The organism is Photobacterium minamisatsumaniensis, assembly GCF_050336695.1.
GTDB classification, from domain to species: domain Bacteria; phylum Pseudomonadota; class Gammaproteobacteria; order Enterobacterales; family Vibrionaceae; genus Photobacterium; species Photobacterium minamisatsumaniensis.
In genome coordinates this window covers 192,708-216,099 of the sequence record NZ_JAKJSI010000012.1, presented here as the reverse complement: position 1 = coordinate 216,099, position 23,392 = coordinate 192,708, and the positions used below count along the sequence as shown (strand labels likewise).

General features: G+C 43.9%; 23 protein-coding genes. 12 read left to right on the top strand and 11 right to left on the bottom strand.

What is annotated here, in order from left to right:
• Positions 1-4: 4 nt before the first annotated feature.
• Complete coding sequence (gene phoU / locus L4D78_RS04795; RefSeq protein ID WP_428455932.1) at positions 5-715, top strand: phosphate signaling complex protein PhoU; 711 nt, start codon at positions 5-7, stop codon at positions 713-715.
• 48 nt (positions 716-763) lie between these two features.
• On the opposite strand, the gene L4D78_RS04790 is transcribed toward phoU, so the two are convergent.
• The 8 genes from L4D78_RS04790 to L4D78_RS04755 form a co-directional block, all read right to left on the bottom strand.
• Positions 764-1,330, bottom strand: a complete 567-nt coding sequence (locus L4D78_RS04790; RefSeq protein WP_428465877.1) for an outer membrane beta-barrel protein — start codon at positions 1,328-1,330, stop codon at positions 764-766.
• Between the two features lie 88 nt (positions 1,331-1,418).
• Positions 1,419-1,970, bottom strand: coding sequence for a porin family protein (locus L4D78_RS04785; protein WP_428465876.1), 552 nt, complete (start codon positions 1,968-1,970; stop codon positions 1,419-1,421).
• 158 nt (positions 1,971-2,128) lie between these two features.
• On the bottom strand, positions 2,129-2,689 hold the full coding sequence (locus L4D78_RS04780; protein WP_428465875.1) for an outer membrane beta-barrel protein: 561 nt from the start codon (positions 2,687-2,689) through the stop codon (positions 2,129-2,131).
• 116 nt (positions 2,690-2,805) lie between these two features.
• Entirely contained in the window at positions 2,806-3,735 is a 930-nt protein-coding gene (locus tag L4D78_RS04775; RefSeq protein WP_428465874.1) for a LysR family transcriptional regulator, read from the bottom strand.
• Between the two features lie 614 nt (positions 3,736-4,349).
• Entirely contained in the window at positions 4,350-5,267 is a 918-nt protein-coding gene (locus L4D78_RS04770) for a LysR family transcriptional regulator (RefSeq protein ID WP_428465873.1), read from the bottom strand.
• A 55-nt stretch (positions 5,268-5,322) separates the two neighbouring features.
• On the bottom strand, positions 5,323-6,126 hold the full coding sequence (ppk2, locus tag L4D78_RS04765; protein WP_428465872.1) for a polyphosphate kinase 2: 804 nt from the start codon (positions 6,124-6,126) through the stop codon (positions 5,323-5,325).
• A gap of 140 nt (positions 6,127-6,266) precedes the next feature.
• A complete protein-coding gene (locus L4D78_RS04760) occupies positions 6,267-7,007 on the bottom strand; it encodes a copper homeostasis protein CutC (protein WP_428465871.1) in 741 nt (246 codons plus the stop codon).
• A 241-nt stretch (positions 7,008-7,248) separates the two neighbouring features.
• On the bottom strand, positions 7,249-7,857 hold the full coding sequence (locus L4D78_RS04755; protein WP_428455940.1) for a peroxiredoxin C: 609 nt from the start codon (positions 7,855-7,857) through the stop codon (positions 7,249-7,251).
• Between the two features lie 131 nt (positions 7,858-7,988).
• Between L4D78_RS04755 and L4D78_RS04750 the strand changes: the two genes are divergently transcribed.
• The 3 genes from L4D78_RS04750 to aceA all read left to right on the top strand — a co-directional run bounded on the left by L4D78_RS04750 (position 7,989) and on the right by aceA (position 12,524).
• A complete protein-coding gene (locus tag L4D78_RS04750; protein WP_428465870.1) occupies positions 7,989-8,885 on the top strand; it encodes a hydrogen peroxide-inducible genes activator in 897 nt (298 codons plus the stop codon).
• A 612-nt stretch (positions 8,886-9,497) separates the two neighbouring features.
• Positions 9,498-11,108 (top strand): malate synthase A, encoded by a 1,611-nt coding sequence (gene aceB / locus L4D78_RS04745; protein ID WP_428465869.1) that lies wholly within the window; start codon positions 9,498-9,500, stop codon positions 11,106-11,108.
• 111 nt (positions 11,109-11,219) lie between these two features.
• Positions 11,220-12,524: an isocitrate lyase gene (aceA, locus tag L4D78_RS04740; protein WP_428465868.1), complete on the top strand. Its 1,305-nt coding sequence runs from the start codon at positions 11,220-11,222 to the stop codon at positions 12,522-12,524.
• A 99-nt stretch (positions 12,525-12,623) separates the two neighbouring features.
• On the opposite strand, the gene L4D78_RS04735 is transcribed toward aceA, so the two are convergent.
• Both L4D78_RS04735 and L4D78_RS04730 read right to left on the bottom strand, forming a co-directional pair.
• On the bottom strand, positions 12,624-13,217 hold the full coding sequence (locus L4D78_RS04735) for an acyl carrier protein phosphodiesterase (RefSeq protein WP_428465867.1): 594 nt from the start codon (positions 13,215-13,217) through the stop codon (positions 12,624-12,626).
• A gap of 48 nt (positions 13,218-13,265) precedes the next feature.
• Entirely contained in the window at positions 13,266-13,724 is a 459-nt protein-coding gene (locus L4D78_RS04730) for a CBS domain-containing protein (protein WP_428465866.1), read from the bottom strand.
• Between the two features lie 253 nt (positions 13,725-13,977).
• On the opposite strand from L4D78_RS04730, the gene L4D78_RS04725 reads away from it, so the two are divergent.
• The 6 genes from L4D78_RS04725 to secF all read left to right on the top strand — a co-directional run bounded on the left by L4D78_RS04725 (position 13,978) and on the right by secF (position 20,833).
• Complete coding sequence (locus L4D78_RS04725) at positions 13,978-15,099, top strand: S1 family peptidase (protein ID WP_428465865.1); 1,122 nt, start codon at positions 13,978-13,980, stop codon at positions 15,097-15,099.
• Positions 15,100-15,175: 76 nt separating this feature from the next.
• Positions 15,176-16,228 carry a tRNA preQ1(34) S-adenosylmethionine ribosyltransferase-isomerase QueA gene (queA, locus tag L4D78_RS04720; protein ID WP_428465864.1) on the top strand — a complete coding sequence of 351 codons (1,053 nt, stop codon included), beginning with the start codon at positions 15,176-15,178 and terminating at the stop codon, positions 16,226-16,228.
• A 292-nt stretch (positions 16,229-16,520) separates the two neighbouring features.
• Positions 16,521-17,651, top strand: coding sequence for a tRNA guanosine(34) transglycosylase Tgt (gene tgt / locus L4D78_RS04715; RefSeq protein ID WP_428465863.1), 1,131 nt, complete (start codon positions 16,521-16,523; stop codon positions 17,649-17,651).
• 16 nt (positions 17,652-17,667) lie between these two features.
• On the top strand, positions 17,668-18,000 hold the full coding sequence (gene yajC, locus L4D78_RS04710) for a preprotein translocase subunit YajC (protein ID WP_428455949.1): 333 nt from the start codon (positions 17,668-17,670) through the stop codon (positions 17,998-18,000).
• Between the two features lie 25 nt (positions 18,001-18,025).
• Positions 18,026-19,873 (top strand): protein translocase subunit SecD, encoded by a 1,848-nt coding sequence (gene secD / locus L4D78_RS04705; protein ID WP_428465862.1) that lies wholly within the window; start codon positions 18,026-18,028, stop codon positions 19,871-19,873.
• A gap of 12 nt (positions 19,874-19,885) precedes the next feature.
• Positions 19,886-20,833: a protein translocase subunit SecF gene (secF, locus tag L4D78_RS04700; protein WP_428465861.1), complete on the top strand. Its 948-nt coding sequence runs from the start codon at positions 19,886-19,888 to the stop codon at positions 20,831-20,833.
• Positions 20,834-20,987: 154 nt separating this feature from the next.
• On the opposite strand, the gene suhB is transcribed toward secF, so the two are convergent.
• Positions 20,988-21,788, bottom strand: coding sequence for an inositol-1-monophosphatase (suhB, locus tag L4D78_RS04695; protein WP_428455952.1), 801 nt, complete (start codon positions 21,786-21,788; stop codon positions 20,988-20,990).
• 241 nt (positions 21,789-22,029) lie between these two features.
• Between suhB and trmJ the strand changes: the two genes are divergently transcribed.
• Together trmJ and iscR are read left to right on the top strand one after the other, a co-directional pair.
• Positions 22,030-22,761 carry a tRNA (cytosine(32)/uridine(32)-2'-O)-methyltransferase TrmJ gene (gene trmJ, locus L4D78_RS04690; protein ID WP_428465905.1) on the top strand — a complete coding sequence of 244 codons (732 nt, stop codon included), beginning with the start codon at positions 22,030-22,032 and terminating at the stop codon, positions 22,759-22,761.
• 112 nt (positions 22,762-22,873) lie between these two features.
• A complete protein-coding gene (gene iscR / locus L4D78_RS04685; RefSeq protein ID WP_428465860.1) occupies positions 22,874-23,380 on the top strand; it encodes a Fe-S cluster assembly transcriptional regulator IscR in 507 nt (168 codons plus the stop codon).
• Positions 23,381-23,392 lie beyond the last annotated feature (12 nt).

The following is a 23,392-nucleotide window of genomic DNA, read 5'->3' as shown; positions in this document are numbered from 1 at the left end:
AATTATGTTGGATAATCTTAGTTTGGGTCGACATATTTCCGGCCAGTTTAATGCAGAGTTGGAAAGCATTCGCACCCATGTTTTAGCGATGGGCGGCTTAGTCGAACAACAGTTGGCTGATTCGCTTAAAGCCATGCATCAGCAAGATGCCGAATTGGCGCGCAGAGTGATTAAAGATGATCACAAAGTGAACGCGATGGAAGTTGCGATTGATGAAGCATGTACGCGGATTATTGCTAAACGCCAGCCAACAGCTAGTGATTTGCGTTTGGTGATCGCGATTATTAAAACCATCACTGATCTTGAGCGTATTGGTGATGTTGCCGAAAGTATTGCTAAAGTAGCACTCGAGAATTTTACCAATAAGCAATATAACCTATTAGTCTCACTTGAGGCGCTTGGTCAACATGCTGTACGAATGTTACATGAAGTGCTTGATGCCTTTGCGCGAATGGATGTTAAAGCGGCTATCGAAGTGTATAAGGAAGATGACCGGATTGACCGTGAATATGAAGCGATCATCCGCCAGTTGATGACTTATATGATGGAAGATCCACGTTCTATTCCGAATGTTTTGCAAGTGATGTGGTCGGCACGTTCGATTGAACGAGTGGGTGACCGCTGTCAGAATATCTGCGAATACATTATTTATTTTGTGAAAGGTAAAGATATTCGCCATACCAGCCAAGAAGAGCTGGTGAATATTTTAAAGTAGTGGGAAACCGCCTGAGGCGTGCGTATTCAGGCGGCTTAAATATTGATATTAGAAGTTTAGGTGAATGCCGTAGGTGTAAGTAAGAAAGCGCCTATCTTCATTGAACAAATCGGCTTTACTGTATCTGATTGCCGCGGTCATGGTTAAATGTTCATTTAACATGGAGCCTATTTCTAGTCCTGAAACCATGGTGGTGTCTTCGTCTTTAAGACCAACTTTACCTGACGGATAGACTGGAAGCTTTATTTTTTCTTTGATGTGTTGTGCACCAATGCTTGCTGCAAAATAAACGGGGCGGTCATGCACATAAAAATGGTATTTAGGTTTAAGGCTAGCACTGTAGGCTGTGGTCGTATACTCGGTTCTATCCCAGCCTCTCCAATGTCCACCGTCGCCAAGTTCTCTACCTTCTACCTCTACAGCTAAACTGAAATCACTGTTGAGTGTAAAGTTATACCCCGCAACTAGCGCATAGGTTAATGGAAGGGTTGATTTTTCACGATAATCAGTAAAACCCAGATCACCGCCGACATAGAAAGTATTTTTATTGAGTGTCGCCGATGCACTTAAGGGGAACATCGCTGTAATGAGCAAGGCTAATAGGGGCTTTTTCATAGGGGTCGCCATCAATACAATTGGAAAAGAGTAGAGCCGACTAAGGAGAAGGATTCAATCTCAGTAGCCAGCCCATTGTACTTTTTACTTAGAACTTGTAGTTTGCACCAATGTAGAACGTACCGTAATCAGAGTCCACACCGAGAGGTTTCACTGAGATAGCCTTGTAACCACCTTTAATTGAAACATTACGATTGAAGTCATAACCCGCTTCTACACCGTAAGACAAGCCAGTGTCGCTATCTGATTCTTTGTATGTATCACCGTCCCACCAAGTTCCTTTTTCTTCTTCTTTAACACTATGCAGGCCAAGTTGAAAACCGGCATAGAAGTTGTTGTTGAAGTAGTATTTTGGCTTTACATTAATGCCAAATGAATGTGCCTTTAACTCAGCATCTAAAAAGTTAGGGATTGATACTTTATCTTTACCAAAGTTACGGTATTCACCTTCAACACCGATTACAATTTGCGGTGTAACTTGAAAGTCGTAACCAGCAACCAAGCCAATACCAGTATCAAATGAGTCACTGTCTAAGCTGTTCGAAGCAAGGTCGGCACCGATGTAAAAGCCTTCTTTTGAGGCTAGAGCTGGAGCTGATAGTAGAGAAGCAATTGTTAGAGCAAAGATTGTCTTTTTCATAATTTACCCGATGAATTTGGTTAATTTGCACTGTCAGCCACAGATGTCGCGGCAACTTTATGCGGTGAATATTAAAATGAACACTGTGCATTATCCAATTACTTTGGTTGATTTCACTGATTAGTGGTATTTATTGCACAGTGTATTATTGTGGGTGGTTAGTTGAATTTATAGTCCACACCGAAATAGACGGTACCTAAGTCGGTTTTATAACCGAGGAGATCGGCGGTTGTGGCTTTGATGCCTGTGCGGAGAATAACGTTGTTCTTTATTTCATAGCCGGCTTCGGTCCCGAACAAGAAAGCGTTATCTTTATCTTTCCCTCCGAATTCTGTATTACCAATTTTCCAATACTCTTCATAGGTATAGCGGTGTAACCCGATGATAAGAGCGCCATAAAATTGATCGCTAAAGTAATATTTAGGTTTGATATTCAGTCCAAAAGATGAAGCCTTGATATCTGCACTCAGATGAGTGTTGCCTGCACTGGCGGCCGCATTATCTTGGCCCAAGTTTCGGTATTCACCTTCAATACCGACCACAACTTTGGGGGATACTTGGTAGTCATAGCCCGCAGTTAATCCAATATTTGTATCGAGGTACATACTCCCCACAAAGTTAGAGCCAATATCAGCGCCGACATAAAAGCCTTGTTTGTTAGCAAAGGCGGAAGATGAAAAAAAAGTAATGAGGGATAAAACAAAGGTTGATTTTTTCATTATTAGGCTCGCAGCAAAGATAGTGTCATTGAGTAATGCCGTGCTATCCCTGCCAGCGAGTTACATACTAAATATTGCTTTGCTGACAATCTAATTAGTTTGATTGATTTATGTAATTAGCCGGAATTATCAGGTGGGTATAATGACTTTACCAACTCAAAAAGCCAAAGAGTGAGTGGGTCTTGATTATTGGCTTGGTGATAGAAACAGACGGTGCGAAAGTCTATGTAGTGATCTTCGACATCTCCTTCAATTTTACGAAACAGGGGATGGTCATCAGGGATCATAATATCAAGGGTTGGGAACAGCATATCGGTTTGTTGGATAACTTGTAATATGGTCTCTGGTGAGGTCGAGCGAAAACTGATGTTGGGCTTTAGGTTAAAGCGCTCATAGTAACGCTCAATATCCGTTATTAGCTCGTTACGTTCAGGCACGATTAAACAGGCCCAACTGGCATCTTTTGCGTCAAGAACACCGATTGTTGGCTTTTTATAAGGGTGATCCCGCCGCACAATTACCGTGCCTTTATCGCCAGGGATCACCCGACGACAAAATTCTTTACTGGTGGTTGATACATCATAATTGAGTGCAATTTGAATATTGCCGTTAAGCAGGCCGGAGAAGGTGGTCGAGGTCCACTCAATAATTTCTACTTGGCAGTTTGGTGCTTGCTGTTGTATCAGGAGGTACAGACGGCTGCCAAATGCATAAAGAAATTGTGGTGCAAGGGCAATACGCACTTTCCCTGTGATTTGCTCGGGAGCAAACTCTTGATGACTATTTACCGCCTTGTAGAGTTGATTTAGTGCGGGGGATAACTCTCGGTAAAGTTGTTCGGCATAAGGGGTTGGTTTTAATCCGGCTCGCGTTTTGGTGAACAGTTCATCATCAAAGTGCTGGCGCAGGCGTTGAAGGGCGTGACTGACTGCTGGTTGAGTAACAAATAAACGTTCAGACGCTTTACGTAGGTTTTGCTCTTGAGCGATAACCAAGAACGTTTTAAGAAGATTCAAATCGAGATTGGCAGATAAGTCCTTCGCCATCATAAGTACCTTAAATATCAGACGATCGCTATAAACATATCATAGTAAAGTAGAAAGTGATGAAGTGTATTACCATTCAGTTGAAAATGATTAAAAAAAGCCCCTGAAAGAAGAGGAAAAGCAGGGGCGCGAGTACCAAACTGGTTAAGGTTTACATTTGCAGCATGTGCACTGGTTACGGATTTATATTTGAGTACCGATAACTAATAATTGCTTTCACCTCTGACTATTATTGGTGATGAAAGGTGTACCCATTATTAATTCACTTACCATTAATAGGGAGATAGTCGAGATATACATTTATATTTAACAAATAAAATTGATATAACTTAAAGTGGAAATGTTAAATTGTATTTGTACTTCAACTAGCTGTTTATAAACGTACTTTTGTTCTGATCTAGTTTGTGGCGTGTGAGAAAACTATTTTTATTTCTTTTTAAAATATCTCTTGTTTTTATTCTTATGTGCGCTCTTTTTTTATCGGGTTTAATCACAATATTCCTCTCCTGATTTATGGTTGGAGAGATTAGCAGCTTATTTCACAAACAATAAATAACGAGTGCTTAATCCATTAATAACTCATGCTTATGACTTAAAGTATTAGTACTTAACGGTTATTGGTTCAATAAGTCTTGAATGAGAGTAAAGAGCCATTGCGTCATTGGGTTTCGGCGGTTCTTTTGGTGATAATAAGCGATGATTGGGCTAACAATGTGGCTGTTGTTTACGTTAACTTTAATCCCTCTAATATGCTCTAGATCTTCTTTGCGAATGTAAGACGATGCTGGGTAATACATATTGGTATGTTTGATGATATCCAGTATTGCCATTGGTAGTTCAGAGCGAAACCCAACCCTAACATTCAGGTTGTAGCTCTTCATTATGCGCTCTACATGTGGAATATTAGAATTCCAGTCAGATATGATAATGCTAGCCGCTTCATACCCGTCTAAATCATTAGGGGTGACGGTTTCTTTTTGAATTGGATGATCTTTTCTGACGTAAACCGTAAAAGTATCGTCTGCTAGTTTTTGTTGTATTAGTTCTTTTGGCGCATGATGAATTTCGAAATTTATCCCAAGCGTGACATCACCTTTATTGAGTTCATCGAGCGATGTTGGTGACCAATTTAATAGGTGTAGGTTTACATTCGGGGCAGCTTGGCGCACTTTATGAAACAATGAGCTTGAGATATAGGTGAGGATGTGGGGTGACATGGCCAGCTTAAGCGTGCCTTCAAGTTTTGCAGGGTTGAAAGCATGGCTAGCATTTAAAGTACCAGAGAGTTCATCCATTAACGGGCTGATATTGGCGGCTAACTCTTCCCCAAAACAGGTTGGTTTAAGCCCGTGTCGGGTTTTAACAAAGAGATCATCGCCAAAATGATTACGTAACTTTTGTAATGCCTGGCTGACTGCAGGCTGGCTAACGAAAAGTCGCTCAGAGGCTTTTCGCATATTAAGCTCTTGCGAAAGGATCACGAAGGTACGTAGTAAATTGAGATCGAGACTGGCGTATAAGTCTTTAGCCATATATTACTCGTTAATTATTGGTTATTAGATGGCGTCATAATGTAACACCATGAGCTTAATCATCGCTAAACCGATCAGCAACAAAGCTTTGACTCTCTAGCGGGGAGCGCATATAGCCATCTTTATTCACTTCCGGTAGCTCTATCTCTGGGTAGTGGATATCTTCATACGGAATTTGTGATAGTAGATGTGAAATGCAATTGATCCGTGCTCGTTTTTTGTTGTCGGCATCGACCACCCACCACGGGCATTGTTTGGTGTCGGTATAGGCAAACATTCGGTCTTTCGCCGCAGAATAGGCCGCCCAGCGATTGCGAGACTCAAGATCCATTGGGCTGAACTTCCAGCGCTTGATCGGCGTATTAATACGTTCAAGAAAGCGTTTTTCTTGCTCTTCATCTGAGACCGAAAACCAGTACTTTACAAGTATGATCCCTGAACGTAGCAGCATACGTTCGAATTCTGGGCATGAACGTAAAAATTCTTCATATTCATCGTCAGTGCAAAAGCCCATCACTTTCTCGACGCCAGCACGGTTGTACCAACTTCGGTCAAATAATACCATTTCACCCGCCGCAGGCAGGTGGGCAACATAGCGCTGAAAGTACCACTGGGTTTTTTCTTTCTCCGTCGGTTGGGGGAGGGCGACAATGCGGCTGATTCTTGGGTTGAGCTTTTCGGTGATCCGTTTTATGACTCCCCCTTTACCTGCGGCATCTCGGCCTTCGAAGAGAACGACGACCTTGAGCCCTTCTTGTTTTATCCACTCTTGCAGTTTCACTAATTCGATCTGAAGTTTAATGAGCTCTGTTTCGTAGTCTTTTTTGTTGAGCTTTTTCTTTGATGACTGGTAACCCATAACAGCGCCTACTTTATATTGAGTAACAAAAGAGTAATCGGTAATAGGTGATTTGACGAATCGAAGAGTGAATAGAATGACGTCGCTTACAGTATTGCAGAGAAGTCACCTTCTCTGCAAAACTTGGAGGTTTTCTTTGGTTATTGAAGCGCCTTAATAACCGCCGCTATTTTATCGCTGGCAGTGACAGGTATTGCAAAGTCATCAAGATCAGCACTGCCCATATGCGCATCAGCGGCAAAGGCTGTCATTTTACTTGCTCGGGTACTTTTGCCTGATAAGTGAACTTCACGCACACCTGTATGTCGTACAATTTCTGCGACATTTGAAGCATTAACGCCAGCTCCCGCCATGATAGCAATACGGTTACCGCTATGCGCCACCATGTTTTTCAACATTGATATACCATCGAATGCATTGGCCTTTAGACCTGAAGTGAGCACACGATCGCAGCCTAATTCCATCACTGTATCAAGCGCCGCCATTGGGTCTACACATTGGTCGATTGCACGGTGAAACGTAATGCCAAGTCCTTTGGCTTCAAGGCAAAGGGCTTTGAGTACGTCTTTATCGACATGGCCATCTTGGGTTAATACCCCAACAACAACGCCTTGGAGTTGGGCCTGCTTGGCTGCATGAATATCAGCTAGCATGATCTCAATATCTTGATCGTCAAATAAGAAGTCGCCTTGGCGAGGTCTTATCATGGCATAAACTGGAATGGTGGCATGCTTTTCGGCAAGCTTCATTAAGCCAAAGTTTGGCGTTAACCCACCAAGGGCAAGAGAGGAGCAAAGCTCGATACGGGTTGCACCACCTTGTTGTGCATAGTGCAGTGATTCAATGTTATCGATACAAACTTCGATATGGTTAATAGGCATTATTTTATAATCAGAGTGAGCGAGGGTAGGGGGCAGTGTAGTGGAAATTGTCGTATGGAACGGTGAATAAGATCAAAAAATATTACAGAGCGTATAAGGGGGAGATTACATTTGAGAGAGGTTAGATCGAAAAAGGGCCCGGTGTGTCCGGGCCTCATTCTATTTTTGCCTATTGGCTGACTTTGGCTTTACGCTATTGCGTTTGTTGCCATAGCACCGTGAGCGTGGTGCTATTTGCTAATTACTTAGCTAGGTCTGCAGTGTGCTCAGATAGGTAGTCAGCAACACCTTTTGGTGATGCGTCCATACCTGCTTTGCCTTCTTCCCACTGTGCTGGGCAAACTTCACCGTTTTTCTGGTGGAAGTTTAGAGCATCAACCATACGTAGCATTTCGTCGATGTTACGGCCTAGAGGAAGGTCGTTAACTACTTGGTGGCGTACTAGGCCATCTTCGTCGATTAGGAAAGAACCACGGAAAGCAACGCCTGCTTCTGGGTGCTCAACGTCGTAAGCTTTACAGATTTCGTGCTTAACATCAGCGATTAGTGGGTACTTAACTTGACCGATACCGCCGTCTTCAATAGCAGTGTTACGCCATGCGTTGTGAGAGAATTGAGAATCGATTGAAACACCGATTACTTCAACGCCTTTCGCTTGGAAATCTTCAAAACGCTTGTCAAAAGCAATTAGCTCTGATGGGCAAACAAAAGTGAAGTCTAGTGGGTAAAAGAAAACTACTGCTTTTTTACCTTTAGTGAACTCTGCGAAGTTGAAGCTATCAACAATTTCGCCGTTACCTAGAACAGCTGCAGCAGTAAAATCTGGTGCTTGACGACCTACTAGTACCATTTTGGTGCTCCTAAAATATTCGGTTTGTCGCCGACCTTTCGGTTGGCTCCTTGTTTGGACGAGACAAACTATAACGAAACTGTTAGATTGGAAAAAGCGGAATAAATAGATTGATGTAATCGAAAAATACGATGAATAAATTTCCATCCTTAAAACAGCTTCATTACCTCGTGACTCTCTTTGAGACGAGGCATTTTGGTGAGGCCGCCAAGAAATGTTTTGTTAGCCAGTCGACATTAAGTTCTGGGGTGCAAAACCTTGAAGAACTGATTGGTTGCCAGCTAATAGAAAGAGACAATAAGTCATTAGTGTTCACTTCTACCGGTGAAGATGTTGTTATTAGGAGTCGTGAACTACTTGCCCGTAGCCAAGATCTGATGGAGTTATCAAACTGCAATGGTGATGGCATGGATGGTCAATTGCGCGTTGGCTGTATTCCAACTATTGCCCCTTTCTTATTGTGTGATTTAGTACAAGAAGTTAACCGGGTTCACCCTAGTCTGAATTTACTGCTGCGAGAAGATACCACCACTAATTTATTGGCGGCGTTACGTAATGGTGAAATGGACGTGTTGATTTTGGCGTTACCGGTTGAGATTTACGGCATGCACAGCCAAGTTGTCGGTAAAGATGCTTTTAAGATGGTCATAAGCCAAGAGCAAGTAGGTCAAGTGAATGTACCATTGCGCTATGCTGACTTACCGAATGAGTCCGTTTTTTTGTTGGAGAAAGAGCACTGCTTAACCGATCATGCTGTTTCTGCCTGTAAGCTCACCAGCAAAGAGAAAATTAACCCATTCACCGCGACAAGCCTTCACACCTTGGTACAGATGGTAGCAAATGGACTAGGAACAACCTTTATTCCTCAAATGGCGATTGATCATGGTTTGCTTCATAATCAAAACCTTGTCGTTATTGATCCTCCAGGGCAAGAGGCGTACAGAGAAATTGGTTTAGTATGGCGACCGACATCAAGCCGAACGCGCACCTTCCATTGTCTTGCCGATATTGTAAAAGACCTTTTATAGCTCGAACTCCCTCCTGATAATTGATGTGTTGGAAGAAAGTCGTATTTTTCAGCACATTATTCTAAGAAATGAAGCCAAAGCATTATTTACATTATGTGCATGTTCCGGCTAATTGCGCCCGTTTTGTAGGTTTATTATGTTTCGCTCTGCAAATAAATAGTTGCTCTTAATGGGGTTCTTATTCCTTAGGTGTATTAAAAGCATGTATTAATGGTCTTTAATCGTATGATTTTTAATCACTTACAGTTACCCCCTCCTTTGCTGCTGTTTAAAACGTAAATTGGAACATTTGTTTGAATTGGGCTTTTTGGTAATTTTATTACGTAAGTAATTACAAAACCGCATTAAGGTACTCATCTTATTAAAAACCGAGTAATTACCTGCATTTTGTTTCAATTTAGTGTTTTGAGTTAAAACTCTAGTTTGTTTAACTTGCTGATTTAAAATGAGTTTACTCATTTGTGTGTTTGTTGGTTTAAATGGAGATACTTGCAATTGCTAATATGTTACGGCACCGTAAATCAGGTGTTGCGACGAAATCTGACTAAAATCGTGGATCAATCACTACTGATAAATATGGTGATTAAGTTACAGGTGTAAGGGAGCGTAAAAATGGATAGACATACTCCACCTAATCATGAAGTAAAGTTATCACTACAAACGGTGTTGACCGATGAGCAAGCAGAAGTATTAAATAACGATTCGCTTCAATTTGTGGAGCACTTAGTTCAGCGGTTTGCCTCTAGGGTCCCAGAGCTACTCGCCACACGGGAGCAGCGGCAGCATACGATTGATGCTGGCGCTTTACCTGATTTTCTACCAGAAACCGCTGCTATTCGTGAAAGTAACTGGTCCATTCAAAATATCCCTTCTGACTTACAAGATCGCCGAGTAGAAATTACAGGTCCTGTTGAGCGCAAAATGGTGATTAATGCGCTTAATGCTGATGCAAAAATTTTTATGGCCGACTTCGAGGACTCCTTTGCCCCCGCATGGGATGAAGTATTAGATGGGCAGCGTAACCTACGTGATGCAGTCAATGGCACAATTTCATATACCCACCCTGAGTCGGGGAAGCAATATCAGCTAGGGGATGATCCGGCGGTACTGATTTGTCGAGTGCGTGGCTTGCACTTACCTGAAAAACACCTTCTTTGGGATGGTGAACCAATTCCAGGATGTTTATTTGATTTTGCGTTGTACTTTTACCATAACTACAAGCAGTTGCTGGAAAAAGGTAGTGGTCCTTATTTTTACTTGCCTAAATTGCAGGCGTATCAAGAAGCTGCGTGGTGGAGTGACGTCTTCAGTTTTACCGAAGATGAGTTTGGACTTCCAAGAGGGACAATTAAGGCAACGGTGTTAATTGAAACGCTACCAGCTGTGTTTGAGATGGATGAGATTTTATACAGCTTGAAAGAACATATTGTTGGCCTTAACTGTGGTCGCTGGGATTACATTTTCAGTTATATAAAAACCTTACGAAATCACCCTGACCGCATATTGCCAGATCGCCAAGTTGTAACAATGGAAAAGCCGTTTCTTAATGCCTATTCACGGTTATTAGTTAAAACGTGCCATCGCCGTAAAGCGTTTGCAATGGGAGGAATGGCTGCATTTATTCCATCAAAAGAGCCTGAACGTAATGCTTGGGTACTGAATAAAATTCAAACGGATAAATCTTTAGAAGCGAACAATGGGCACGATGGGACATGGGTTGCCCATCCTGGCTTGGCAAGTACCGCTCGGGCGGTGTTTGACGGTGTGTTGGGTGAGCGTAGTAATCAGCTTGATGTTAGCCGAAGCGAAGATGCAACGATAACGGCTGAGCACCTGCTAGCTCCTTGTGACGGTGAGCGGACTGAAGACGGTATGCGTCACAACATTCGAGTTGCTGTTCAGTATATCGAGTCTTGGATTTCTGGTAACGGGTGCGTGCCTATCTACGGCTTAATGGAAGATGCCGCGACTGCTGAGATTTCACGCGCTTCCATTTGGCAGTGGATAAAGCACGGTAAAGCGCTAAGCAATGGGCAGATCGTCACCAAAGCCTTATTTGAGCAAATGCTAAAAGAAGAAATGGCTGTGCTTAGGCAAGAATTAGGGAATGAACATTTTGAACGCGGACGTTTCGATGAGGCTGCTGTCATGATGTCACAACTCACCACCAGTGATGAGTTGGTGAATTTCCTGACCTTGTCAGGGTACGAATACTTGCAATAACAATAATTAATCAATAGAGAAAAGTGGGAAGTAGATGCTTCCTTACTGAAAGCTTGACCAATAACGACTATGTGACGCGGATTATCGCCAAATGAAACGAGGGACATCATTATGACACTGACTCGCCAGCAACAAATCGAAGCTTTGGAAAAAGATTGGGCAGAAAACCCACGTTGGAAACATGTAAAACGTACCTACACTGCAGAAGAAGTCATTAATCTACGAGGTTCATTTGCACCAGCCAATACTATCGCACAGCGTGGTGCTGATAAGTTATGGGATTTGGTCAACGGTGATGCGAAGAAAGGGTATGTTAACTGCCTTGGCGCACTGACGGGCGGTCAAGCAGTGCAGCAAGCAAAAGCAGGTATTGAAGCTATTTATCTCTCAGGTTGGCAGGTTGCCGCTGATAATAATACGGCTTCGACAATGTATCCCGACCAGTCTCTATACCCGGTTGATTCTGTGCCATCGGTTGTTAGCCGCATTAATAATGCATTCCGACGTGCGGATCAAATTCAATGGTCGAGTGGAAGCAACCCAGAGGAAGGTATTGATTACTTCTTACCTATTGTTGCGGATGCGGAAGCGGGTTTCGGTGGTGTACTGAATGCTTATGAGTTGATGCGCAATATGATTGATGCGGGGGCGGCAGGGGTTCACTTTGAAGATCAGCTGGCGTCAGTGAAGAAGTGTGGCCACATGGGGGGGAAAGTATTAGTTCCAACTCAAGAGGCGGTCCAGAAGCTGGTAGCGGCACGTCTTGCCGCTGATGTAGCAGGCACCACAACATTGGTTATAGCTCGAACAGATGCCAATGCGGCCGATTTGTTAACATCTGATTGTGACAGCTACGATAATGACTTTATCATCGGTGACCGTACGGCTGAAGGCTTCTACCGTGTGCGTGCAGGTATTGATCAAGCGATTTCTCGCGGCTTGGCGTATGCGCCATATGCTGATTTAATTTGGTGTGAAACGGCTAAGCCATGCCTAGAAGAAGCGCGTAAATTTGCAGAAGCGATTCATGCGCAATACCCAGATCAGCTGTTGGCTTATAACTGTTCGCCATCGTTTAACTGGGAGAAAAACTTGGATGCAGAAACCATTGCCAAGTTCCAGCAAGAACTTTCAGACATGGGGTATAAATACCAGTTTATTACATTGGCCGGTATCCATAACATGTGGTTTAACATGTTTGAATTATCTCATGCTTATGCGCAGGGTGAAGGCATGCGCCATTACGTCGAAAAAGTACAGCGTCCTGAGTTCCAAGCGGCTGATAAAGGATATACCTTCGTTGCGCATCAGCAGGAAGTGGGTACGGGGTACTTTGATAAGATGACCAATACGATTCAAGGCGGTAACTCATCTGTTACGGCATTGACGGGCTCGACAGAAGAAGATCAGTTCTGATTGTGAGCTGCCAGTAAATAAATTCTAATAATAACGACGTAAATCGTTGATAATATTCGGAGCGCCTAGTGCGCTCCTTTTTTGTTTTTCGTCTTCTGTTTATGAACGGTGTAGTTCGCTGCTGAACTCTCTTGCGGCGAATTCAACTTGTGGGTAAATACAGTGAAACTGGTCTTCGAGTTCGTTGTAGTGCAGGTTGATATCGTCTGGACAGTGAGCCAATTGATATAATTTAGGGCGTCTTTGCGCCATTCTGGTCAGTGTCAGGTTGATCGTCTCGGGATACTGATATTGTGATAACCAGTTCTGTTGCCACATTCGAGCCATCGTTAATTGATAAGCATCAGGTAGATTTTCGGTGAACAGGCTAACTTCATGCTGGGCGGAGTGAATAAACTCAGGAAGTGGATCTGCATGGTATTGTGTCCAGTGCATTGCAAGAAAATGATCCCAAGTGATATCGAGCGCAATGCCGCTAACTCGCCTGGTCGTAGGAGAGAAAAGTTGTCGACACAGCCGAACTTCAGGTAACGCATCGATAAAGCTGTCGACAAAGCGGTGAAGCTTTATCCCGTCAGCAACGGTGCGTGGATATTGTACATAAGGGTCACCCTTTACAAAATCGGCCAGTAAATTACCGGCAAGGTGGCTATTACATTGTTCTGCAATGTGCAGGTGCGCCAGAAAATTCATTGTAGTACAGGCAGCTTTCTGGCGTTATTTAGTATGACGACTTGCTTGCTAATAGAGCTTTTCCGTTTCATTTTCAAGCGGCTCAACCTCTTCCTGTAATTCTAATAGATTAATAGCAATCGCGACAAAATCGGTGTCGGTAATGATGCCTACTAATTTATTGTGGTCGAGAATTGGTAAACAGCCAATACGTTGCTTTTGCATGTAGGTTGCCGCCTCTTTGAGACCAGCTTGAGGGTTAACACTCATTAGGTTGCGGTGCATGGCTTGTTCTAATGGGATATCCAGAGCAGAAACAAAAGGAACTTTTGCTTGCAACTCAAAGCTAGATTCTTGTGCCGCTAGTATATCTCGCTGGCTGACCAAGCCGATAAGGTGATTGTCTTTATCCACAACAGGAATATGGTGGATATGGAATTTTTCCATCAAGCGTTTTGCATCTGCAAGCGTATGATCAGCAGATAGTGAGTGGGGATGAGGAGTCATCATATCAGCAACAGTAAACATAAAAGCCTCCAAATTTACGGTTTGTTGTTTTTATTTGAGCACTTAACGTATCGCGCCCTGTGCAAGATTATCTCGATTTTTCTTAGCTTCCCTTTTGACTGTAGCGAATCCTTTTTAACCTCCCTATGATGTTCGTCAAATAAATGAGAAGTTGTTTGATTGTTTTGTTGTTGTGTCTCATATGTTTCTCATGAGTTAAAAATAAGAATGTGTAATATACTCAATAAATGACATGTCATAGGGGAATACATTAATGCCTAAGCTGTTGTTTATTTTGCTGTCTTGGTTTGCAATTTTCCCCATAGAGGCAAGCAGTGAATCGCCTGTCATTACACCGAAGATCATAGGTGGAATCGAATCTGAAAATAACGAGTTGCCTTGGCAGGCATATTTGAATATGAGTTTCCCTGATGGCGATGGAACGAAAACGTTTATTTGTGGTGGAGTCGTCATTAGCCCAACAGCAGTATTAACGGCAGCGCATTGCATGCGCAACGGCTCAACGACTGCGGCGGCAGAAGATGTCGATGTCTGGGCTGGTATCACCAGTATTTTCAGTGCTAATCGTTTGAATGCGGTTTCAGTCAGTGACATTATTATTCACCCGTCATACAGCTCCTCGCGTTTTGCCAATGATATTGCCATCTTGATGCTATCAAGCCCACTACCGGATAGTGCTGTGCCGATCAATATTGCTACTGATAGTGAGCAGCAAAGTGTCGATAATGAATTTGATAATGGCTGGGTTTCAAATGGGGATCGAGTTGCTAATTTATTAGTCTCCGGCTGGGGAAGTACCGACCCTAATAGTTCAGGCTCTGGTTCGACAAAGCTTCGCCAAACACTGTTATCGGGGGTGCCAGATAGAACATGTGATGGTATGTGGGGATCAAATATTAATACTGGCGATTATTCCATTTACCTTTGTGCTGGTTCGACGTCGCCTGATTTAGCCCGTGACAGCTGCTTTGGTGACTCAGGTGGTCCTTTGGTATGGCAAAATCCCCAAGCAGCAGCTGATAGCGATTTTGGTTTGCGGTTAGTCGGTTTAGTGAGTTTTGGCGAAGGTTGTGCTGGTCGTTTACCTGGTGTGTATACACAAACCTCTAATTACCGAAGCTGGATAGCAAACGAGGTGGGGAATAGCGTATTCAATCAGGCTACATCAACATTTTCGATTAACCCGTTTTTGTCTGATTATGGCAACGCTGGAGAGGGGATTGTGGTCAACAATACCTCATCGAATTCCGGTGATGGGGGGGGCGGTAATATCGATTTTCGTTATTTGTTGGGACTCGGCTTACTGGCATTGCTTCGAACAAGGCGTAACAACCACGATGCCGAAAGCAGTATTGATGGGTTTAAAAGGCACTAAGTGAAGGGTGATCTTTGCTTGATATTGCAGTTTGGCGGCCTATACTAGCTGCCTGCTGTAATTTAGGGCCCTAATAATGCAAGTTTCTGATTTTGACTTTGATCTACCTGATGAGCTAATTGCTCGTTACCCACAACCTGAGCGTACTGCGAGCCGTTTGCTGCAACTTACTGGTAATACAGGTGAATTGGCGCATAAAGGTTTTAAGGATGTACTGGATCTGGTTGAGCCAGGTGACTTGTTGGTGTTTAACAATACCCGAGTGATCCCTGCTCGTTTATTTGGTCGTAAAGCCTCTGGTGGTAAGTTAGAGATATTAGTTGAGCGTATGCTTGACGATAAAACAATTTTGGCTCATGTTCGTGCATCTAAGTCTCCGAAGCCAGGTAATGTATTATTACTGGGTGAGAATGATGATTATGAGGCTGAAATGATCGCCCGTCATGATGCATTATTCGAAATCCGCTTTAACAGTGACAAAACGGTTTTAGAAATTTTAGAAGAAGTGGGCCACATGCCACTTCCTCCTTATATAGATCGCCCTGATGAAGATTCTGATAAAGAGCGTTACCAGACCGTTTACAACGCGAAACCTGGTGCGGTTGCAGCGCCAACAGCTGGCCTTCATTTCGATGATGCATTGTTAGATTCCATTAAAGCAAAAGGTGCGAGTTTTGCCTTTGTCACTTTGCATGTCGGTGCGGGCACTTTCCAACCTGTACGTGTTGATAACATTGATGATCACCATATGCACGCTGAGTACGTTGAAGTGCCAGAGGATGTAGTAAATGCCATCAATGAGACGAAGGCTAATGGCGGTCGTGTCATTGCTGTCGGTACAACGTCGGTTCGCTCCCTTGAAAGTGCGGCACAAGATGCGGTTAAACAAGGTACTGAGCTCAAGCCTTTCTTTGGTGATACCGATATTTTCATCTTCCCAGGCTATGAATTCCAGCTGGTGGATGTGCTCATCACTAACTTCCATTTACCAGAATCGACGCTAATCATGCTGGTTAGCGCGTTTGCGGGTTACGAACATACAATCAATGCCTATCATCAAGCGGTTGCGAACAAATATCGCTTCTTTAGTTATGGTGATTCAATGTTTATTACAAAGAAAGACAAATAAACGGAACTTGATTGACTAAGTCAGTGTCACTTAAGGCTGCATTTGATAAAATGCAGCCTTTGTCATTTCTGACAATATGGTTTATTTATGGCCTTTTAGGCCAAATGCGATTTTTTTCTCGTGGATAAATTATTCCACTAGGCTTTATGCGTAGTGGCTAAACCAAACGGCTGCATGTGTTGGTGCGTTTGGTAATATGCACATTAGGCAGCTGGCCTTTTGTGTGGGTATACCCAGCTGCTAGGCAGCTGAGGTGCGATGTCAGATTGTTTCTCTGGCTTTTGGAGGCTTTGTGAAATTTGAATTAGATAAAACTCAGGGACGTGCTCGCCGTGGTCGCCTGCAGTTTGAACGTGGTACGGTAGAAACTCCGGCATTCATGCCTGTAGGTACTTACGGTACAGTTAAAGGTATGACGCCAGAAGAAGTGAAAGAGACCGGTGCTCAAATCCTTTTAGGTAATACTTTCCACCTTTGGTTACGCCCAGGTCAAGAAGTGATGAAAATGCACGGCGACTTGCATGATTTCATGAACTGGCAGGGTCCAATCCTGACCGATTCAGGCGGTTTCCAAGTATTTAGCCTCGGTGCAACGCGTAAAATCACTGAAGAAGGGGTACATTTCCGTAACCCAGTAAACGGTGACAAGGTATTTATGGATGCAGAGAAATCGATGCAAATCCAATATGATCTTGGTTCTGACGTTGTCATGATTTTTGATGAATGTACGCCTTATCCTGCAACGCATGATGAAGCGAAGAAATCAATGGAAATGTCACTGCGCTGGGCACAGCGTAGCCGTAACGAATTTGACCGCCAAGAAAATCCAAATGCACTGTTTGGTATCGTTCAAGGTGGTGTGTATGAAGACTTACGTGATGTCTCTGTTGAAGGCCTAACTAAAATTGGCTACGACGGCTACGCCGTTGGTGGTCTTGCAGTTGGTGAGCCGAAAGAAGATATGCACCGTATTCTCGAGCATACTTGTCCAAAACTGCCTGAAGATAAGCCTCGCTACCTAATGGGTGTAGGCAAACCGGAAGACTTGGTTGAAGGCGTTCGCCGTGGCATTGATATGTTCGACTGCGTAATGCCGACCCGAAATGCCCGTAATGGTCACCTATTTGTGACTGGCGGTGTGATCAAGATCCGTAATGCGAAACATAAAACAGACACAACTGCGCTAGATCCGCATTGTGACTGTTACACTTGTCGCAACTATTCAAAGGCGTATTTGTACCATCTCGACAAATGTAATGAGATTCTAGGTGCGCGCCTTAACACAATCCACAACTTGCGTTACTACCAGCGTTTGATGGAAAGTATCCGCAGTGCGATTGACGAAGATCGTTTCGATGCATTTGTAGAAGAATTCTACGCGCGTCGTGACCGTGAAGTTCCACCATTAAATGACAATCAATAATCGAGGACGTTAGTAAATGAGTCTGATTTCTCAAGCACACGCAGCAGCAGAAGGCGCGCCACAAGGCGGCGGCATGCAACTTTTCATCATGCTAGGCCTATTCGCTGTAATTTTCTATTTCATGATTTATCGCCCACAGGCGAAACGTGTTAAAGAGCATAAAAACCTAATGTCTTCGATGGGCAAAGGGGATGAAGTGCTAACTAACGGCGGCCTGCTTGGTAAAATCACTAAAGTGTCTGAAGAAAACGATTACATCGTTATCGCACTAAACGACACAACTGAAGTTACTATTAAGAAAGATTTCGTTTCTGCTGTTTTGCCTAAGGGCACAATGAAATCTCTATAAACATTTGCGCTAAAGGATCACAGCAGTGTTAAACCGTTATCCCTTGTGGAAGAATCTGATGGTGGTGTTTACACTGCTTGTCGGTTTGCTTTACGCACTTCCCAATGTTTACGGTGAAGATCCAGCAATTCAAATCTCCGGGGCGCGTGGCGCCTCGGCAGATATGTCTACGCTGGATGCTGTCACCGAAGATTTAAAACAAAATCAACTCTCATATAAATCTGTCGCTTTCGAAAACGGTACTGTACTGGTCCGCTTTAATGACACTGATACCCAAATCAGTGCTCGCGATATTCTTAATGAACAGCTTGGCGATGACTTTGTTGTTGCTCTAAACCTTGCGGCTTCTACTCCTAGCTGGCTTGAATCTATCGGCGCATCCCCAATGAAACTGGGGCTTGATTTGCGTGGTGGTGTCCATTTTTTGATGGAAGTCGATATGGATGCGGCAATGGAAAAATTGCTGAGCCAACAGGAAGAAACGTTCCGTACTGAATTACGTGAAGCGAAAATTCGTTACCGCGCTATCAGTAAAACGGAAGATAGCGTGCAGGTTCGTTTACGTAATGCTGAACAATTAGCGGAAGCTAAGAATGCGCTTGCGGCACTTCACCCTGATATGCTGTTTAGTGACAACACGACGAATTTCCTATTAAGCGCTCAGTTTACAGATGTGCGTTTACAAGAAATCCGTAACTACGCGGTTGAGCAGAACATCACGATTCTTCGTAACCGTGTAAATGAACTCGGTGTTGCTGAACCGTTAGTACAGCGTCAAGGCGCGAGCCGTATTGTGGTTGAGCTACCAGGTGTTCAAGATACAGCGCGAGCAAAAGAGATTCTTGGTGCAACTGCAACACTAGAATTCCGTGAAGTTGATAGCTCTGCTGATTTGGCTGCCGCGGCATCAGGCCGTGTACCACCAGATAGCGAAGTGAAAATGACGCGTGATGGTCGTCCAGCCGTCGTGAAAAAACGCGTGATCCTTGCCGGTTCTCACATCACCGATGCAAGCTCAAGTGCTGATGAATATGGCCGTCCTCAAGTTAACATCTCACTAGACAGTGAAGGTGGTAGCAAGATGACAGCTTTCTCACGTAATAACGTGGGCAAGCTAATGGCAACGGTTTTCACTGAATATAAAGACAGTGGCGAGCGTGACGAAGACGGTAAAGTGATCCTTGAGAAACACGAAGAAGTTATTAACCAAGCAACGATTCAAACTGCGCTTGGCCGTAACTTCCGTATTACCGGTATTGACTCACAAGCTGAAGCACATAACCTTGCCCTTCTTCTTCGAGCTGGTGCTTTGATTGCACCGATTTCAATCGTTGAAGAACGTACCATTGGCCCATCTATGGGGCAGCAGAATATCGATATGGGTGTTCAAGCAATGGTTTGGGGTATGGTCGCGGTCATGCTGTTCACGCTGATTTACTATCGTCGCTTTGGCCTCTTTGCCAACATGGCATTGTTGATGAACCTTGTGATGATTATCGGTGTTATGTCGATGATCCCAGGGGCAACCATGACGCTACCAGGTATTGCAGGTATTGTTCTTACTGTCGGTATGGCGGTTGATGCTAACGTACTTATTTTCGAACGTATCCGTGAAGAACTACGTGAAGGACGCAGTCCTCAGCAGGCTATTCAGCAGGGGTATGCGAATGCATTTAGTACCATTGCAGATGCAAATATCACGACATTGATCACCGCGATTATTCTATTTGCTGTGGGTACGGGCGCGATAAAAGGCTTCGCTGTGACGCTATCTATCGGTATTTTGACTTCCATGTTTACCGCGATTGTGGGCACACGTGCGTTGGTTAACCTAGTTTATGGCGGTAAGCGCGTCGATAAGCTGTCGATCTAAGGAGACGCTGACATGTTTCAAATAATGAAAGCGGATAAAGTGATCGACTTTATGCGTTGGTCGAAATTTGCATTTGTTTTTTCGATTGCAATGATTGTTGCGGCGATTACAACTGTAACGACTCAGAAGCTAAATTGGGGTTTGGACTTTACAGGCGGAACGCTGATTGAAGTAGGCTTTGAGCAGCCTGCTGATCTCGCTCTGATTCGTGAGTCGCTAGAAGAGTCCGGTTTTGGTGATGCCATTGTTCAGAACTTTGGTACGGCACGTGATGTGATGGTTCGTCTTCAGCCTCGCGAAGATGCGAAGGGTGAAAAATTAGGTAACCAAATCATTGATGCGCTAAGAGAGGGTACTGGCCAAACTGTTGAGATGCGCCGTATTGAGTTTGTTGGCCCGAACGTGGGTGATGAACTGGCGGAAGCAGGTGGCTTAGCCATTATCGTTGCACTGATTTGTATCTTGCTTTACGTCTCGATTCGATTTGAATGGCGTTTAGCTGCGGGTGCGGTATTGGCATTGGCACATGATGTCATTATCACTATCGGTATATTTTCGTTCACGCAAATTGAGATTGATCTGACCATCGTTGCCGCATTACTGACGGTTGTCGGTTACTCGCTCAACGATACCATTGTTGTGTTTGACCGGATCCGTGAAAACTTCCGTAAGATGCGTAAAGGCGAAGCGGTTGAAGTGATGAATAGCTCTGTGACGCAAACACTGAGCCGTACTTTGATCACATCGGCAACAACGCTGTTTGTAGTTATCGCCCTGTTCGTCAAAGGCGGAACAATGATCCACGGCTTTGCCGCAGCACTACTAATTGGTATCACTGTTGGTACATATTCGTCTATCTATGTCGCATCGGCATTGGCGATGAAGCTGGGTATTGCGCGTGAACACTTGATGCCACCTCAAGTTGAGAAAGACGGCGAAGAGTTTGATGCAATGCCTTAACGGCTCATGTATTGAATGCTGTCATTGAAAGCGGAGCCGAGAGGCTCCGTTTTTTTATGTCGGTATAAATTGTGTCGGTATAAAGTGACAGGCATAAAAAAACACCCCAGTGATAAATCACTGGGGTGTTTTTGAATTTAGTGGTAATCAGTGATTACTTAGCAAGTGCTTCGCTACCGTGTTCACGGATTTTAGCTAGCATAGGCTTCACAACACGTGCATTACCAGCAACGATGTTACCAGTAGTCAGGTGATTAGTGTTGCCTGTAAAGTCAGTACAGATAGCACCAGCTTCGCGTGCGATGAGTTCGCCTGCTGCAATTTCCCATGGCTTAAGACCAAGCTTGAATAGACCGTCAACACGGCCAGCAGCAAGGTAACATAGGTCAAGAGCAGAACAGCCAGATTGACGCATATCTTCACAGCTAAGGAATAGTGCGTTCTGGATTTTCATGTAGCTTTCAGCGTGCTGTTTAGCAGCAAAAGGAAGGCTTGTTGCAAGCGTAGTACCTGTTAGGTCACGAGGCTGTGATACACGTAGACGTTGGCTGTTAAGCTGAGCGCCTGAACCGCGTGTCGCAGTAAATAGCTCGTTACGTGCAGGGTCGTAAACCACTGCAACTTCTGTACGACCGCGCATGCGCAGCGCAATAGAAATTGCAAAGTGAGGGTAACCACGAACGAAGTTTTTGGTGCCATCCACTGGGTCGATGATCCACTGACATTCTTTGTCACGGTTTTCTTTAGTACCGCTTTCTGCTGCAATGATGCAGTGCTCAGGGTAAGACTTAAGAATTGTCTCGATGATGATAGCTTCTGCTTCATGATCGATATTGGTAACAACATCATTACCTTTGTTTTCTACTTCAATAGATTGAGGTTTTTCTAAAGATTTAATGACATGGTCACCAGCCTTTCGTGCAGCACGAATGGCGATATTAAGCATCGGATGCATAGGATCTTCCCAACGGATGTTAAAGAACTAAAAAGCGGCGGCGAGTATATCAGAGCTGGAACAAAAAGGAAGTGGTTATTTTTTGCCCGTTGCTCAATTTGGAGTGGCATTGTATGCATTTCAGGCATTCAGGTCAGCCGTAGCAGAATTGGTATAATGTTTTTACATGTTTTCACCTTTTTTAAAATCTCTGTGCTAAAATCTTTCGGCTTTATTGAAACCGTCGGAAATATGCGTGTCTATGTTAGATAAAATCAGTGTTGTGCTAATTGGTACTTCTCACCCGGGCAATATTGGCTCGGCTGCTCGAGCAATGAAAGTGATGGGGCTGACCAACTTGGTATTGGTTGACCCAGCCTGTGAGGTAGATGACAAATCTTATGCCTTAGCTGCTGGTGCTGCAGACATTGTAAAAAATGCCAAAATCGTATCAACACTTGATGAAGCTATTTCCGATTGTGGTTTAGTCGTGGGCTCAAGCGCGCGTTCTCGCACCCTCGAATGGCCACAGCTGGATCCTCGTGAATGTGGTATTAAATCGATAGCCGAAGCACATCATCATAATGTTGCAATTTTATTCGGCCGAGAGCGTACTGGTCTGACTAACGAAGAGCTTCAGCGTTGCCATTGTCATGTTTATATTCCGGCTAACCCTGATTACAGCTCTTTGAATCTAGCGATGGCGGTACAAACCGTAAGCTATGAAATTCGCATGGCGTTTCTTGAACAGCAAAAACATGGCAAGCATGCGCATGTAGATGAGTACCCTCAAGTAAAAGAACTCGAAATGTTCTATGAGCATCTTGAAAAGGTCACTACTCAGACCCAGTTTATAAATAAGAATCATCCGGGCATGGTAATGACGAAACTTCGTCGTCTATTTACCCGTGCTCGTCCAGAATCCCAAGAGCTGAATATTCTGCGCGGCATCTTATCTTCGGTTGAAAAATCACTCGAACATAAAGATAAATAGCCACATCTTCTTTATGGTTAAAAACCTGACTAAAACAGTCAGGTAAATACTTGACCATTTTAGTCAGGTATGGGACACTCTCCCCATATACAAACGTGGGTAGCGGTGTGTTATGAGATTGACATCAAAAGGAAGATACGCAGTCACAGCGATGCTAGATGTGGCTTTGCACTCGCAGGATGGTCCTGTACCTCTGGCTGATATTTCAGAACGCCAAGGTATTTCACTGTCTTATCTGGAACAGCTTTTCTCTCGCCTGCGTAAGGCTGGTTTAGTCGCCAGTGTACGTGGTCCTGGTGGTGGTTACCGCCTAGGTGAAGATGCAAATGACATTGCGGTAGGCATGGTTATTGCTGCCGTTGATGAGTCGGTTGATGCGACTAAGTGTCACGGTAAGGGAGACTGTCAAGGTGGTGTGCGTTGTCTAACACATACGCTATGGCACGACCTAAGTTCCCGTATCAGCGGCTTTTTGAACAACATCACTCTTGGTGAGTTGATGCGAGATAATGACGTACAAGAAATCTCTGGTCGACAAGATCGAGTTCTAACTAAAACGTCATTTGGACATAATAATACACACGACAGCACCACAATAGGTGTCGATGTTCGCTCCTAGAGACTAGACGTC